This window comes from Occallatibacter riparius (genome assembly GCF_025264625.1).
Taxonomy (GTDB): Bacteria; Acidobacteriota; Terriglobia; order Terriglobales; family Acidobacteriaceae; genus Telmatobacter; species Telmatobacter riparius.
Genome location: NZ_CP093313.1, coordinates 1,754,642 through 1,768,835 on the forward strand (window position 1 = coordinate 1,754,642; position 14,194 = coordinate 1,768,835).

At 60.3% G+C, this 14,194-nt stretch carries 13 protein-coding genes; 8 read left to right on the plus strand and 5 right to left on the minus strand.

Going from position 1 to position 14,194, the window contains the following annotated elements; all coding sequences use genetic code 11:
- Positions 1–255: 255 nt before the first annotated feature.
- The 3 genes from MOP44_RS06985 to MOP44_RS06995 are packed head-to-tail and all read left to right on the plus strand — an operon-like array spanning position 256 to position 2,859.
- Positions 256–933 (plus strand): response regulator transcription factor, encoded by a 678-nt coding sequence (locus MOP44_RS06985; RefSeq protein WP_260795266.1) that lies wholly within the window; start codon positions 256–258, stop codon positions 931–933.
- Positions 914–2,401: a HAMP domain-containing histidine kinase gene (locus MOP44_RS06990; protein ID WP_260795268.1), complete on the plus strand. Its 1,488-nt coding sequence runs from the start codon at positions 914–916 to the stop codon at positions 2,399–2,401. Before MOP44_RS06985 ends, MOP44_RS06990 begins: the two co-directional genes overlap by 20 nt.
- 29 nt (positions 2,402–2,430) lie before the next feature.
- On the plus strand, positions 2,431–2,859 hold the full coding sequence (locus tag MOP44_RS06995; protein WP_260795269.1) for a hypothetical protein: 429 nt from the start codon (positions 2,431–2,433) through the stop codon (positions 2,857–2,859).
- 47 nt (positions 2,860–2,906) lie between these two features.
- Here MOP44_RS06995 and MOP44_RS07000 read toward each other — a convergent pair whose 3' ends face one another.
- From MOP44_RS07000 to MOP44_RS07020, 5 genes are all read right to left on the minus strand, one after another.
- Positions 2,907–3,203: a DUF503 domain-containing protein gene (locus MOP44_RS07000; RefSeq protein ID WP_260795270.1), complete on the minus strand. Its 297-nt coding sequence runs from the start codon at positions 3,201–3,203 to the stop codon at positions 2,907–2,909.
- A gap of 87 nt (positions 3,204–3,290) precedes the next feature.
- Entirely contained in the window at positions 3,291–3,776 is a 486-nt protein-coding gene (gene coaD / locus MOP44_RS07005) for a pantetheine-phosphate adenylyltransferase (protein ID WP_260795271.1), read from the minus strand.
- Positions 3,777–3,827: 51 nt separating this feature from the next.
- A complete protein-coding gene (locus MOP44_RS07010; protein WP_260795272.1) occupies positions 3,828–5,882 on the minus strand; it encodes a PP2C family protein-serine/threonine phosphatase in 2,055 nt (684 codons plus the stop codon).
- Between the two features lie 167 nt (positions 5,883–6,049).
- On the minus strand, positions 6,050–7,123 hold the full coding sequence (gene recA, locus MOP44_RS07015; protein WP_313901070.1) for a recombinase RecA: 1,074 nt from the start codon (positions 7,121–7,123) through the stop codon (positions 6,050–6,052).
- 293 nt (positions 7,124–7,416) lie between these two features.
- Positions 7,417–8,361, minus strand: a complete 945-nt coding sequence (locus tag MOP44_RS07020; RefSeq protein WP_260795274.1) for a glycosyltransferase family 87 protein — start codon at positions 8,359–8,361, stop codon at positions 7,417–7,419.
- A 624-nt stretch (positions 8,362–8,985) separates the two neighbouring features.
- Here MOP44_RS07020 and MOP44_RS07025 point away from each other — a divergent pair.
- From MOP44_RS07025 to MOP44_RS07045, 5 genes are all read left to right on the plus strand, one after another.
- Entirely contained in the window at positions 8,986–10,185 is a 1,200-nt protein-coding gene (locus MOP44_RS07025) for a pyridoxal phosphate-dependent aminotransferase (protein ID WP_260795275.1), read from the plus strand.
- Positions 10,186–10,321: 136 nt separating this feature from the next.
- Positions 10,322–11,440 carry a mannose-1-phosphate guanylyltransferase gene (locus tag MOP44_RS07030; protein ID WP_260795276.1) on the plus strand — a complete coding sequence of 373 codons (1,119 nt, stop codon included), beginning with the start codon at positions 10,322–10,324 and terminating at the stop codon, positions 11,438–11,440.
- A 279-nt stretch (positions 11,441–11,719) separates the two neighbouring features.
- Entirely contained in the window at positions 11,720–12,040 is a 321-nt protein-coding gene (locus tag MOP44_RS07035) for an ASCH domain-containing protein (RefSeq protein ID WP_260795277.1), read from the plus strand.
- Positions 12,041–12,421: 381 nt separating this feature from the next.
- Positions 12,422–13,879 (plus strand): phosphoglucomutase/phosphomannomutase family protein, encoded by a 1,458-nt coding sequence (locus MOP44_RS07040; protein ID WP_260795278.1) that lies wholly within the window; start codon positions 12,422–12,424, stop codon positions 13,877–13,879.
- Between the two features lie 4 nt (positions 13,880–13,883).
- Positions 13,884–14,171, plus strand: a complete 288-nt coding sequence (locus MOP44_RS07045) for a Dabb family protein (RefSeq protein WP_260795279.1) — start codon at positions 13,884–13,886, stop codon at positions 14,169–14,171.
- Positions 14,172–14,194: the final 23 nt, after the last annotated feature.

The window sequence follows — 14,194 nt, forward strand, 5'->3', positions numbered from 1 at the left end:
AGCAGCATCAGCGCGCCTTGCGCAATGACAATTCGTTCATGTTCAAATCACTGAAAGGGCAGGGCCTGAGCGTCAGCGAGAGGAGCGTGATTTCAGGATAATCCGCATCGGTGATTACTAGAGAATGACATTGATGACAATTCGTTCATCCTTTCCCATCACGTCATCAGAAGCGGACATTCTTTTCGTCTAACTAATGCCGGGGCTACGGATGAATAGACGCGATTCCTTGTTCGATGGACTAATATTCCTGACATGCGGCTTCTGTTAGTTGAAGACGAGCACGATATTCAATCCTTCCTGAAGCAGGCTCTTACAGACGCTGGCTACGAAGTTGACCTCGCGGCCGACGGCAAGAGCGCGGAAGACTTCACGCGCGCGCATTCCTACGACATTCTGATTGTCGATCTTGGGCTGCCGGACATCGATGGCATCAGCCTCATCCTGCGGCTGCGCGGGAGTGGCGTTAGCGCGCCGGTGCTGATTTTGTCTGCACGGCGGTCCGTGGACGATCGCGTGCGCGGGCTGGAGCAGGGCGGCGACGATTATCTGACCAAGCCCTTCGCGCTTGCGGAGCTCCTGGCGCGGTTAAGAAACCTGCTGCGCCGCAACGCGCCCGCTGCACAGGAGACGACGCGGCTGCGCGTAATGGATCTCGAGCTCGATCTGCTGCGTCGCGAAGCCACGCGTGGCGGGCAAGCGCTGCAGCTTACGCCTCAGGAGTTTGTGCTGCTCGAATATCTCTGCCGCAATGCAGGCCGCGTCGTAACGCGCTCCATGATCCTTGAGAAGGTCTGGGGCATGCGCATTCAGCCCGACACCAACGTGGTCGATGTTCATATCTACAGGCTGCGCGGCAAGGTAGACGGCAGTGGCCAGCAGCCCATCATCAAGACACTGCGCGGAGTCGGCTATGTCATCAAAGACCGCTAAGCCCGCGATGCGCAGCGCCGCCTGGCGCATCTCCTTATGGGCAACGCTCGCCTTCGCAGCGGGCACGATGGTGGTCTTCTTCGTGCTCGATCAGTTTGTTGCCACTGACATTCATCGTCGCGGTGACGCATGGCTCACCGGCGAGGTCGAGGTCCTGGCTGACGTGGCGGAGCGCACCCCCAACGATGCGCTCTACAACCGCGTTGTGGGCGAAGTCGCCGAGCTCGCTGCGCATGAAATTCCCAACCGCGTGGCCTCCGATGATGAATCCGAAAAGCAGTCAAGCGCGATTCCCAACAACTCCGTGTTCTTCCTGCAGGTCGGCGCCGACCGCTCGCTGAAGCTCTGGGTGGGCCCGGGTGACGGACGAGACTATCTTGAAGCGGTGCTGGCCAACCGCCTTCTGGTGGACAGGCCCACGGACATTCGAGTGCTGGGATCGCGCACCCCATTTCGAGTCGCATCCGTGCCAATGAAGGACGGCAGCCGCGTGTTCCTGGGGCTGTCGGAACGCGATCAGCTCCGCGTGGTGCGCAATCTGCGTACGCGCTTCTTTCTGCTCTGGCTTTCGCTGGTTCTCCTGGGGTTCGGTATCGTCTTCTTCACCACCAGACGCATGTTGAGCCATGTACGCAGCATCTCGGAGGCGGCCTCGCATATCGGTCATTCCGAGCTCGACACGCGCGTGCCCACTTCCAACCGCAATGATGAAATCGCGCAGCTCGCCATCACGCTGAATGGAATGCTCGATCGCATCGAGAGTTCGATGCATCAGCTGCATACGATTACTGACTCGCTGGCGCACGATCTGCGCAGCCCGCTCACTGCTATTCGCGGCAAGCTCGAGTCGTCGCTTTCCACCGCGCGCGACGGCGAACCTTCCGAGGCAATCGTCTCGGCGATCGATGAACTCGATCGCCTTACTGATTTTCTGAACAAGTCGCTCGATGTTGCCGAGGCTAGAGCCGATGCGCTGCGGCTGACGCGTGTCGAGATCGATCTCGATGAGCTGCTTCGCGCGATGGTCGATCTATACGAGCCGTCCATGTCTGAGCGTGACCTTACACTGTCGCTGGCGAGTGATGGCCCGCTGCGGATCACTGGGGACGCAGGTCTGCTTCATCGCATGATTGCGAACCTGTTCGACAATGAGCTGAAGCATTTACCCGCAGGATGCAGCGTCACTGTAGGCCTTCACGCCACCGAAAGCGAAGCGACGCTCATGGTCGAAGACAACGGGCCCGGCTTCGACTGGCAGACCCTCGCGAGCCTGTTTGTGCGGCGGGTGAAGGGAAAACAATCGAGCGGACATGGACTGGGGCTCGCTTTCATCGATGCCGTAGTGCGAGCGCATGGTGGCACTGTCAACGCATCCAATGGCGGGAAGGGCGGTGCTCGTATCGTCATTACGCTTCCGCTTGCGTCGACAGAACGCGGCTGGCCGCTCACGTCTTCGGCAGCAAGTTGAAGCTTCAGCTTGCAGAGGAGCCCATTCATTTGACTCATCCACAATTGGCACGCGATCTGCTCGGTATCTTCTGCGCTATGCAGGGGGCGGGCACCATCGCGGTGGATATGAATCGCACGCATGCGGCCAATCCTCTATGGCTGCACCATGCGCGCTTTCACGTGGTGTGGCAAGCGGCGACGACCGTGGGGCTCGCGATCATCGAGCTTGCCCTCCTGTTCGGTTCCGGTCCCATCACGCCGTTGCATTTCTACCTGGCGCTGGCATTGTCTGCTCTGCCTGCATTCGGCTTCTTTGTGGCTCTGGTCACGCGCGGCATTTACGGCGGCGCTCTGTCCGACCCGAACGGGATCCGGCCGCTGATGATCGGCAGGACTCTCCAAATCGACCTCAACCTGGTCGCCGAAATCGCAGTCTTGATTGTGCTCGGCGCGATTGTGTTGTTGTTCCGCTCCTGACGAATTCTGCGTTCCGTGCTGTCGAAGCGAAACAGGGTGCGGTCGCTTCAGCTTTCCACGTAATCCCAGAAGGCGTCGGTCAGCTCGGCGCCATGCTCATTCAGAATGCGGCGCGAAGCGCGTTCGACCTCTTCGACGAGTCCGTGCAGATACTCGCGCGATCGCGAGATGGCCACCACGCCTACGGTAGCCGATTGCCAGGTCACAGCTTCGTCCATCTCGGCAACGGAGATGTTGAATCCCTGCCGCAGCTGATCCTTGAGCGAGCGCACAACCTGACGCCGGTCCTTGAGGGACTGGGCGTGCTCGATCCGGATCTCCAATGTCAGCTGAGCGACCGGCATGGGTCAGGTGGACTTTTTCACCGACAGTGTAATGCGCGAACGTCTCACGATGGAACCTTTTTCTCCGCGGAGCGCCCCGGAAATCTTCTACGTCTTCGTCATCCGGTTCCGCAGCCGCTTCAGAACGTTAGGCGGCACCAGGCCGGTTACGTCGCCGCCGAAGCTGAAGACCTCCTTCACCATGCGCGAGCTCACAAAGGAGTAGCGTCCCGCCGGCTGCAGAAAGACAGTTTCGATATCGGGCGCGAGCCGCCGGTTCATCAAGGCCATCTGGAATTCGTATTCATAGTCGGAGATGGCGCGGATGCCCCGCAGCACCGCGTTCGCTTCCTGCTGACGCGCGAAATCGACCATGAGCCCGTTGAACCTGGCCACCGAGACATTGCCGAGGGTACGGGTGGCCTCCTCCAGCATTTCCACGCGCTCGGAGACTGTAAACAGCGGGTCTTTGCCGGGATTGTTCAAGACGGCAACAACGAGATGGTCAAACAGCTTTGACCCGCGCTGGATCAAATCGACATGCCCGTTGGTAGGCGGATCGAACGTGCCAGGGTAGATTGCTTTGACAGGCATGGCTGCTCCAAAGGGATTTTAGCAGCGTGACTGGAGACATCTCGCGCAAACTCAATAAGTAGGCGCGAGTTCTTCCTCCTCTGTCCGGCTGCTCTCCAGAGCCGCAATATAGATGGAGATGACCGTGATGTCGTCGTTCTGGCCAAAGCGCTTGGCAGTTTGCGCAATATAACGTGCCGACTCGTTGGAAACCTGCTGCGTCCGCTCGAAACCAAACAGCTCGCCGTCATCATTCTGGGCTTCAACCACGCCATCGGAGAGGAAGATAACGCGCATGCCCTGCTGCAGCTGGAACCGCACCTGCTCGTAAGTCATGCCGGGGATCACGCCCAGCGGCAGCCCCGGAGGCAGCTCGATCTCCCGTCCGTCGCGATACGGGCTAAGGTGGCCGGCATTGGCTACGTCCATGCTTCCATCGCGATAGATGCGCGCACAAACGCACGTGGAGAAGCTGACCACCGCGTCTTTGTCTTTGCTGCGCGCTGCCTGCGAACCCGCCGCGCCAATCAGAACGTTGTTCAGGTGCTGCAGGATGGTGGCCGGGTCGCGCGAGAGATCGTTGCGGAACGCCCCCACCAGAGTGCTGGCATTCATCGCGGCCTGCAGCCCTTTTCCGCTGACGTCACCGGCGACGATGAGCAGTGAGCCGTCCTCAACCGGCAGCACCTGGAAGAAGTCGCCGCCCACACCGTTCACGGGGACATACGCGCTCTCGAGCATGAAGTGCTTATTCGAGGGCAGCTCCGTGGGTATCAGCATGGCCTGCACGCTGCGCGCGGCGGCTATTTCGGCGTTCGACCGCTGCTCCTCCTGGCTGACGCGCACAAACCGATACAGAATGACTGCGATCAGGCTAGCCAGGAAGATGGCGAAGCTGAGGTTGCTGATGCCGAACTGGATAGGCCCCAGGCTGAACCGGTGGTTGGCCATTTTGTCCGAGATCCAGCGCTTGTCTGCCATGTACATCAGCACCGTGTCGATCGAGTCCGCGACAGCGGCCAGGGCGAACGGGAAAAGCATGACGCCCGCCTCGCGCTGGCCGCGCCGCCAGGCATGGAAGAGCATCCAGAGGACGAGGCCCAAGAAGGCGACCTCGGCGCTCACGGACAAAATCTCGTATATCTGCTCAAGACCCAGCAGCGCAAAGGCAGGGAAGACGAGGAATGCTATCTGAACGCCGCGAATGAATCGCCGGTTGGAGTCGGCGGTAAAACGGAGAATGAACTCCAGCGTAACGGCCATGAAGATCCGACCAATCCATAGATTCATGGGGAAGTACGCGGAATGCGAGATGATGGCTAGCTGCCACAGGAGCTGAATGATCCCGTTGACCGCAACCGTGACGCATAGCAGGGCGAGCCACAGGTACTCAGAGTGATGGCGCTGGGCAAAGAACAGGATCGCTCCGAAGGCTGCCACAAAGAGGAACAGAAGACTCAGCACAAGCTGAGCGATGATCTCGTGGTCCCAGCGCTGGGAAACTGCCACGGCGAGGCGGTCGGCGATGTCGTGATGGGCACCCAGTTCGACGCGATCGAGCAGCCCGTGCGAGATCTGGACACCAGGCGCAGCCCAGGTGCGCACAGCAATCAGAATGGTGCCGTCTGCCGCAGGCGCCGGCAGACTGAGATCGAGCGGCAGCGACATATACATGCTCGGGCTGCCGTCGAACCCGCGCGAATGGCCGACCTCGACGCCGTTGGCGAAGACGGAAAGCTGCCCGATCGAATGCGGGGTCAGCAGCAGGTCCAGCGGCTCACCGCCCGGCGGTTGAAGCTGTCGCGCGTTGATGCGAATGCGATACCAGGCATATCCGGCGTAAGACTCGAAGCCGAGCTCGCTCAGTGGCTTATCGAGCGTGACCGCAGACCAGCTGCTGTCGTCGAGCGCAGGATCCGCCCACTGCGGATTGTCGCCGATCTGGAACCGCCAGGGACCCTCAAGATGCGCCTCCGTGTGGCCGGCGGGGGTCACGGTATTACTGCCGGCGGGCTGGGCCGCCGCTGTGGGAGCCGGAGCGTCATGTGCCCACGCAAAACGGCCTGCGCAGACGACCAGAAGCAGGGTCGCGATCGGCCATAGCGCAGCTCGTCCGGCGAATCTCATGAGTGGTTCAAGTGTAGACGAGGTACGGAAAACCTGCCGCCTCCGCCCCCGCCGGGGATATGGGTGGATACGAGACCGCGAAGCGGCCAGTTCCTGATAACTGCTTGTAACAACAAACAAAACGGCCACCTTCCGGCAGCCGTTCTGTTCAGAGCTGGAGAGTGCCGTTATCCGCGCCGGCCGCGGACAGCCTCCTTGGCCTCCGCAGCGCCCCCCACGGGTGCTTCTGGCACCTCGGCCTTCGCCGCCGTTCCAATGTTCAGCTTCTTGCGCAGCTCCCCGTCCATCCTTGCGAACACATCCTTATTGTCTTTGAGGAAGGTGCGGGTATTCTCGCGGCCCTGGCCGATGCGCTCGCCGCCGTAGCTGTACCAGGCGCCGGACTTCTCCACGATATTGTTCGCCACAGCCAGGTCGAGCACGTCTCCCTCGCGGCTGATGCCTTCACCATAGAGAATGTCGAACTCAGCCTCGCGGAACGGCGCAGCTACCTTGTTCTTCACAATCTTGACCTTGGTGCGGTTGCCCGTTACCTGGTCGCCCTCCTTGATGGCGGCGATCCGGCGGATATCGATACGCACCGAGGAGTAGAACTTGAGGGCGCGGCCGCCGGTGGTCGTTTCCGGGTTCCCGAACATCACGCCGATCTTCTCGCGGATCTGGTTGATGAAGATCAGCGAGGTGCGGGACTTCGAGACCGTGCCGGTAAGTTTGCGCAGCGCCTGCGACATGAGGCGGGCCTGGAGACCCACGTGGCTATCGCCCATTTCGCCGTCCAGTTCGGCCTTCGGCACAAGCGCGGCGACCGAATCGACCACCAGCACGTCGATAGCGCCCGAGCGGACCAGAGCCTCGGTGATTTCCAGGGCCTGCTCGCCGCTATCAGGCTGCGAAACCAGCAGGTTATCGACATCTACGCCGAGCTTCTTGGCATAGCTGGGGTCGAGAGCGTGTTCAGCGTCGACGAATGCAGCCAGGCCGCCCAGGCGCTGGGCCTCGGCAATAATCTGCAGCGTGATGGTGGTTTTGCCCGAGGACTCAGGGCCATAAATCTCAATGACGCGGCCGCGCGGCACGCCGCCCACGCCCAGTGCTGCGTCGAAGCTGATAGAGCCCGTGGAAATCACCGAGATCGGGATGAGTGCCTCGCGCGATCCGAGGCGGACAATGGAGCCCTTTCCAAACTGCTTTTCAATCTGACTCAGGGCTAATTCAACGGCTTTGGCGCGATCGTCGGCAATGGCCATGCGGGTGGTTCTCCTTCTAAAAGCGCACTCTCAGTCTGCTTCCCAGTCGGGGGAGCAAGCAAGACTCCTGGAGTGCAGTTCGTACGAATTCTAGCACCACCTGCGGTGGGCCAACTGCGCCTGCGGTGCCATTCTCGCCTAGGTGCAAAGCCATGGAGGGCAAGTGAACTCGGGGGCTGGAATGCATCAAGCCGGCCAGCGTCACAAGTGATTTGCGAGTTTACTCCACCAGAGCGACCGGTGCGTGTATCCTTCTTGCTCTCTTTATCGCCAGAATGGCCAAAGATTTAACTTGCGGAACCTACCGTCCCGGCCGCAGGCCAGCGGGTGGCATACAGATACCAAGCGAGCCAGGCGAGGGGAGTCCACAGAAAATACCAGCGGTTCGCCGGAATACCCGCAAGCACCTCGGTCGCAGCGATGGCGCCTGCGGCAAAGACAGGTAGCAGCGGGCGCGAAGTCTTTCGAGCCGCATACATACCTAGTAGAACCGCGGGAAACAGGACTGACTCGTCCATGAACCACGCGTAGGGTGCGCAAACAAACGCAACCAGCAGCACAAGGAGGCCATTCTCCACCCAGTTCCAGCCGGCGCGATGTGTCCAGTAGTACCAGGCGGCCCAGGCGCAAGCAGCGGCTTCGGGGATGAATGCGATCCATCGCACCGAGGGTGCCATGGCAGATTGAAGCAGAACACTGAGCGTGGGAATAAAGCCGTTGACAAGGTCAGGATTCGTCGACATCGATTGCGTGTACTGTGCCCATGCCTGCGGACCGTAATGCAAAGAGAGAGCTGAACATGCGATGACGGCGATCGAAAATCCAACAAAAACACGCCAGGTGCGCTCTCGTGCGGACCAGAGGATGAGGATCACCGCAAGCGGCAGAATCAGGTGAGGTTTGAAGATGAAGGGAAGTAGGCTTGCTCCGGCGAGGATCGAGTACCTGCGATGCCAGACCAGGAAAAGCGTGAGGGAGAGAAGCAGGAAGATTCCGAGTTGGCCGTAGTATGCGCACTCGAGCACGGGGGCAAAGGCGAAGAGTAGCAGGTGGAGACGGTTGTCCGGGCGGTTAAAGAGGCCCCAGAGAAGCCAGGCACTGAGGGCAAGGGAGCCCAATCCCAGCATAGTCCAGAGCAGGAAGGCGCGACCGGGACGGAACTGTTCCAGTGGGGTGGTGAGCGCCAGGCCCACCGGAGGACTGAAGCTGAAATGAGGGGTTGAGCCACGCATCCCGGCCCCCTGTTCCAGCCGGAGGATCGCTCCTGCATCATAGGGGTTTTTGTGGTGCACGAGTTGTCGGGCCGCGGCCCAGTACTGAATAAAATCTCGATTTGAGGCGACCTCGTCAGTGAAACTGTTGAATCCCGCAATGGCTACGAGGAGGAAGCCGGCGGCGACGATGCAGGCTGCCCCGATCTTTCGGCCCAGGGAAGTTTGCGTCTTTATGGAGGACAGCTCGGTAACGCAGGAATCGTCTGCTCCCGTTGTGGAGACCATTGGCCTTGACCGGCGTCGCGCGCCTAATCCTTTCAGTACACGACCGAGACGCAATCGTGGGTCCATTCACCTGCACAAATGAAACCCTATGCAATGAAGGACATGGCCGCGAAATCTCGGCCGCTATGTATACGTGAGTGAACAACGGCCGAGGCCGTAAGTTTCGACCAGTACACACCTCGAGTTCCCGTTGGCGCCCTAGATTCTTCATACAGGCTCATGCGAAGCGAACGTGATCCGACGACGGCAGCCTGCCGGCAGAGACAAAGCAGTCGCGACGGTGGAGCACCCGATTCGATATGGCACGAAAGGCAGCGACGGCTTTGTCCAGCGGGGAAAATCTGTAAAAATGTTGGTATGACGACAGTAGCCGCTCCCTCCAAGGTGTTTGCCGACCGCATTGGCCGGATTGAAGTGTCCGCTACCATGGCCGTGGCCGCCGAGGCCGCCAAGCTCCGCGCCGGGGGCGCGAACCTGGTCGATTTCGGCGCAGGTGAGCCGCATTTCCCCACCCCTCGCCATATTAAGGACGCGGCAATCGCTGCCATCGAGGCCAACTTCACTCGCTACACCGTGGTCCCCGGCATCCCCGACGTGCGCAAGGCCATCGTGGACCGCCATGCCTGCGACTTCGGTTCGGACTACTCCATCGACGAGGCCATCTTCACTGTCGGCGAAAAGCACGCCCTGTTCAACGCCATCCAGATCCTTGTGGATCACGGCGACGAAGTCATCCTGCCTGTCCCCTACTGGGTCAGCTTCAAAGACATCATTCAATACGCGGGCGGCACCGTCGTCTACCTCGAGACCCAGGAAGCGGAGAACTTCCGCATTACGGCCGACGCTATCGAGAAGGCCATCACCCCCCGCACCAAGGCCATCATCCTGAATTCGCCGTCGAACCCGGCCGGCTCGGTCGTATCGGCCGAGGATCTCGAGCGGATCGTCCGCCTCGCCCACGAGCGCGGCATCTACCTTCTGCTCGATGAGTGCTACGTGTACCTGAATTACGAGGGAACGCCCGTCTCCGCCGGCTCCTTCACCTGGGCCAAGGAGCACATGGTTGTGCTCGGCTCCCTCTCCAAGACCTACGCCATGACCGGCTGGCGCGGCGGATACGCCCTCGCTCCCAAGTCGATCATTGCCAATCTCTCCAAGCTCCAGTCCCAGCAGACTTCCAATGCCACCAGCATCGTGCAGAAGGCGTCCATCGCCGCGCTGGCCGGATCGCAGGAGTGCGTCACCGAGTTCCGCGCCGAGTTCAAAGAACTCCGCGACTACATGCTCAAGAAGCTTGCCGAGATTCCCGGCGTCACCTGCACCAAGCCCGAGGGCGCCTTCTACGTATATCCGAATATCTCGACCTTCCTCGGAAAGGGCGGAATTCAGACGGCTACTCAACTCGCGACCAAACTGTTGCATGAAGCGCATGTGGTCACGGTCCCGGGCGAAGCCTTCGGAACCGCCCACCACATTCGTCTTTCCTACCCCGTCACTCGTCAGAACATCGACGAGGGTACGCGCCGCATGGGAGAATTTCTCAAACGTTTGGCCTGATCTTGCCACTTAGAGAAATTCCGGTCAGCGGATCACAAGATTGCTGCGTCCAGCGGTATTACGGTGCGGTGTATCGGGTCCGCTGTGAGCGCAGCACTATACCTTGACTACGGTCGTCCAGTAGGATGTGTCTCTCATGTCGAAGAGCATTGATTTTCTCCCTGTGATCCTTGCCGGCGGCAGCGGCACCCGCTTCTGGCCGCGCTCGCGCCGCGCCCGCGCCAAGCAGGTTCTGGCACTCGATGGCGAGCGCTCCATGATTCAGCAAACGGTTGAGCGCCTCAAGCCTCTCAGCGGACCGAATCACACCTGGGTCATTACGAATGAGTTTTTGGCGCAGGAGATTGCTGACCAGTTGAAGGGCGTACCCTCCAGCCAAATCATCCAGGAGCCCGTCGCTCGCAACACCGCCCCGGCCTGCGGACTTGCTGCATTCCTGGTCGAGCGTGAAAATCCCGATGCGGTGCTGGGTGTATTCCCGTCCGATCACGTGATCGCCGACGAGCCGCGGTTCCTGAAAGCGTTGCAGAAGGGCATTCAGCTCGCCGCGGCGGGCGACAACATGGTGGTGCTTGGCATCGAGCCCACCCGCCCTGAAACCGGCTACGGATACATCGAAACCGGCGATTTCGCCAAGGACGACTCCGCGCTGCACGTTCGCCGCTTTACCGAGAAGCCAAATCTCAACCGCGCCCAGGAGTTCGTCGCGGCCGGCAACTACTACTGGAACTCGGGCATGTTCATCTGGTCGGCGCGCACCCTGGCCAACGCCGTCCGCGAGCACCTGCCCGAAACCGCTCCGCTGCTCGAAAAGATTGCGGCGGCATACGGGACGCCCCAATTCGATCAGGTATTCCGCGAACTCTACCCCAAGTGCGAGAACATCTCAGTTGACTACGCGATCCTGGAGCCGCGCTCGGCCAAGGGCGAGCACTTGTCGAACCTCTACTGCCTGCCCGCCGAGTTCAGTTGGAACGACCTGGGCTCATGGGCCTCCCTCTACGAGTACCAGATGGAGACGCGCCTCCGCGGCGATGGCGACGGCAACGTCGCCGAAACCGAGGGTCACACCGCACTCGAAGCCGCGAACAACTACGTCTACAGCCCCAAGAAGTTCGTTGCCTTGGTCGGCGTCGAAGATCTGGTGATTGTGGATACCGAGGATGCTCTACTGATCGCTCGCCGCGACCACTCGCAGGACGTAGGCAAAATCGTGAAGGAACTCGGCCTGAGCGGCCGTACCGATCTGATCTAACCACTTGTTGCGGATACCGTGTCACCTACTATCCCGAAGCTTGTATGAGGGCACGCCTTCAAAACTTCGAAGACAGGTGCTTCGTATCAGGGGCTGCCTTCAGGCAGCCCGCATGGCGCTCCCCTTGGTTGACCTGGGGCTTTAGCCCCTGAAGGGCGCTGTTCGGCGCCCTTTCACCCAAAACAAGCTAGTTTTCACCAGCCTGTTTTGGCCTTGGTGGGATTTTCTGATCGCTGACGCTCGATCAAAGCCCCGTTCAGCGTAAATAAAGGTTGCGACATGCTCTTCACCAAACGATTGCGCGACGGCGTCCGTGATGGTCGCATCACCGTCAGTGTGCGCATCTGGCAGAGCCCCCGCGTCAAGGTCGGTAATCGCTACAAGATGGAAGAAGGCGAGATCGAGATCGATTCAATCGAGCCAATCGGCCTGCCCGACATCACACCGGAACTTGCCCGCGCATCCGGATTCCTCGGCGTCATCGATCTCCTGAAGGTCGCCAAGCACGGTCCCGGCGAGAAGATCTACCTGGTCCGCTTCCACTACATCCCGCCAAAGAAATCCCGCCCGGCGCGCCTCAAACCGCCTCAACGTAAGTGACCGCCATCACTTACACGTCAGGCCAGCTTTCCTAACATCGGAGCATGTGGAGTAGTGTTTGCCCACTCCGTAGCTCGATAAGAGCTCAGCCGATAGTAACTAGAAAAATAACAGTTAAAATCAAATACTGTATATACATGCATATTTTATTTGCCGCATAAATCGTTCATAATAAATGAATTAATCCCATAAATGCGCTGACCCTGTTTTCGCCCCTATCGCGAATGAAAGGCGAGTCTTAGGCGAAGATCGCGGCGATCGGTTTGAGTCATGAGGTAACAATGCGGTAAACAAGCCGCAGACAACGCACTGCTCGCAGGGCCTGGCTCACAACGCCCAACGTCCAGCTTTACACTGGTCTCTTGAGGAGCACGACCCCCCATGCCTCACCCCCAGATCAAGTTCGGCACAGACGGCTGGCGCGGCATCATCGCAGACGACTTCACCTTCGCCAATGTCCGCACCGCAGCCGAAGCCATCGCCACCTACATCCACGCCAAAGAAGATCCCAGCAAAGGCATCTGCATCGGCTACGACACGCGCTACGGCTCGAAAGCCTTTGCGCGCGCCTGCGCCGAGGTCGCCGCAGCCAGTGGCATTCCCGTACTGATGGCGAACGCCTTTACGCCCACTCCGGCCCTGAGCTTCGGAGTGCGTCAGCAGGGCGCAGCCGGCGGCATCATGATCACCTCGTCGCACAATCCGCCCCAGTGGAACGGCGTCAAGTACAAAGCCTCCTACGGGGGCGCCGGCAAGCCATCCATTATGACGGAGATCGAGAGCTACCTCGGCCAGGCTGCTCCGCGCGCCGCCCAGCCCGCGCCGGTCCGGGAGTTCGACTTCCTGCCCGACTACATCGCCGCCCTCGAGCGCTTCGTCGATCTCGACCTCATTGCGAAGTCAGGCATGAAGTTCGGCATCGACTCGATGTACGGAACCGGCGGAACGATCCTGTCCGACATCTTCACGCGCATCGGCGTCGAGCACGTGCTGATCCGCGCCAATGCCGATCCCCTCTTTCCGGGCATCAACCCCGAGCCCATCGAGCCGAACATCCGCGCCCTCGGCGAGGCCGTCGTAGCCCACGGCTGCCATTCTGGCCTATGCACCGATGGTGACGCCGACCGCATCGGTGCAGTCGACGAGCACGGCAACTTCGTCGACCCGCACAAGATCTTTGCGATCCTGCTGAGCTGGGTTCTTCGCCGCAAGGGCTGGCCGGGAGCAGTCACCCGAGCCGTCAACACCACCAAGATGCTCGATCGCATCGCCGCGAAATACGGCCGCGAGCTGATCGAACACGGCATCGGCTTCAAGTACGTGTGCGACCTGATGCTGGAGCGCGAAATACTAATGGGCGGCGAGGAAGCCGGCGGCATCGGTTTCCAGCGGCACCTGCCGGAGCGCGACGGCCTCCTCAATGCTTTGCTTCTCGCTAACGTCATGGCCGAAGAGCACAAGACGCTCGGTCAGCTCGTTGACGATCTGCAGCAGGAGTACGGCGAGCACCACTACGGCCGCATCGACCTGCACATCCCCAACGAGATCAAGCTGGCGGCCCTCGCGCGCGCCAAAGGGCTCCATGCCGGCGACGTTGCCTTTGACGGAATGACTATCCTCCGCCAGGAGACAAAGGATGGCATCAAGTTCTTCCTCGACAACCCGGAGGCCAAGACCAAGCCGAACGCGGCCGAGACCTGGATACTGCTGCGCGCGAGCGGAACCGAACCGCTGCTGCGGATCTACACTGAGTCGACGTCGAAGCAGACAGTAGCCCGCCTGCTGGAATCCGCCCGCGAGTTCGCTCTCTCCAGCCAGGCTGAAGTAAAGGTAAGCTAGGCGTATGTTCATCCACATCTTCGGGTTCAGGTGGAAACCGGCGGCGACAGACGAAGACAAGGCCCGGGCGCGGAAGGAGATCCTCGCATTCCGCAACGTGATCGCCGGACTGGCAGCGGTAAACGTCGGCCGAAACCTGTCAGAGCGAGCACAGGGATACGAATTCTGCGGACTGATGACCTTCACCAGCAAAGAGGCCTTCGACGCTTATTTCACCCATCCGGCGCACATGGCGCTCCTCGATTGGCTGGTCCCTCTAATCGATCCGGTAGAGCTGGATTTCGAGGCCTAAGAGGCGCGAATGTGATGGGCCTC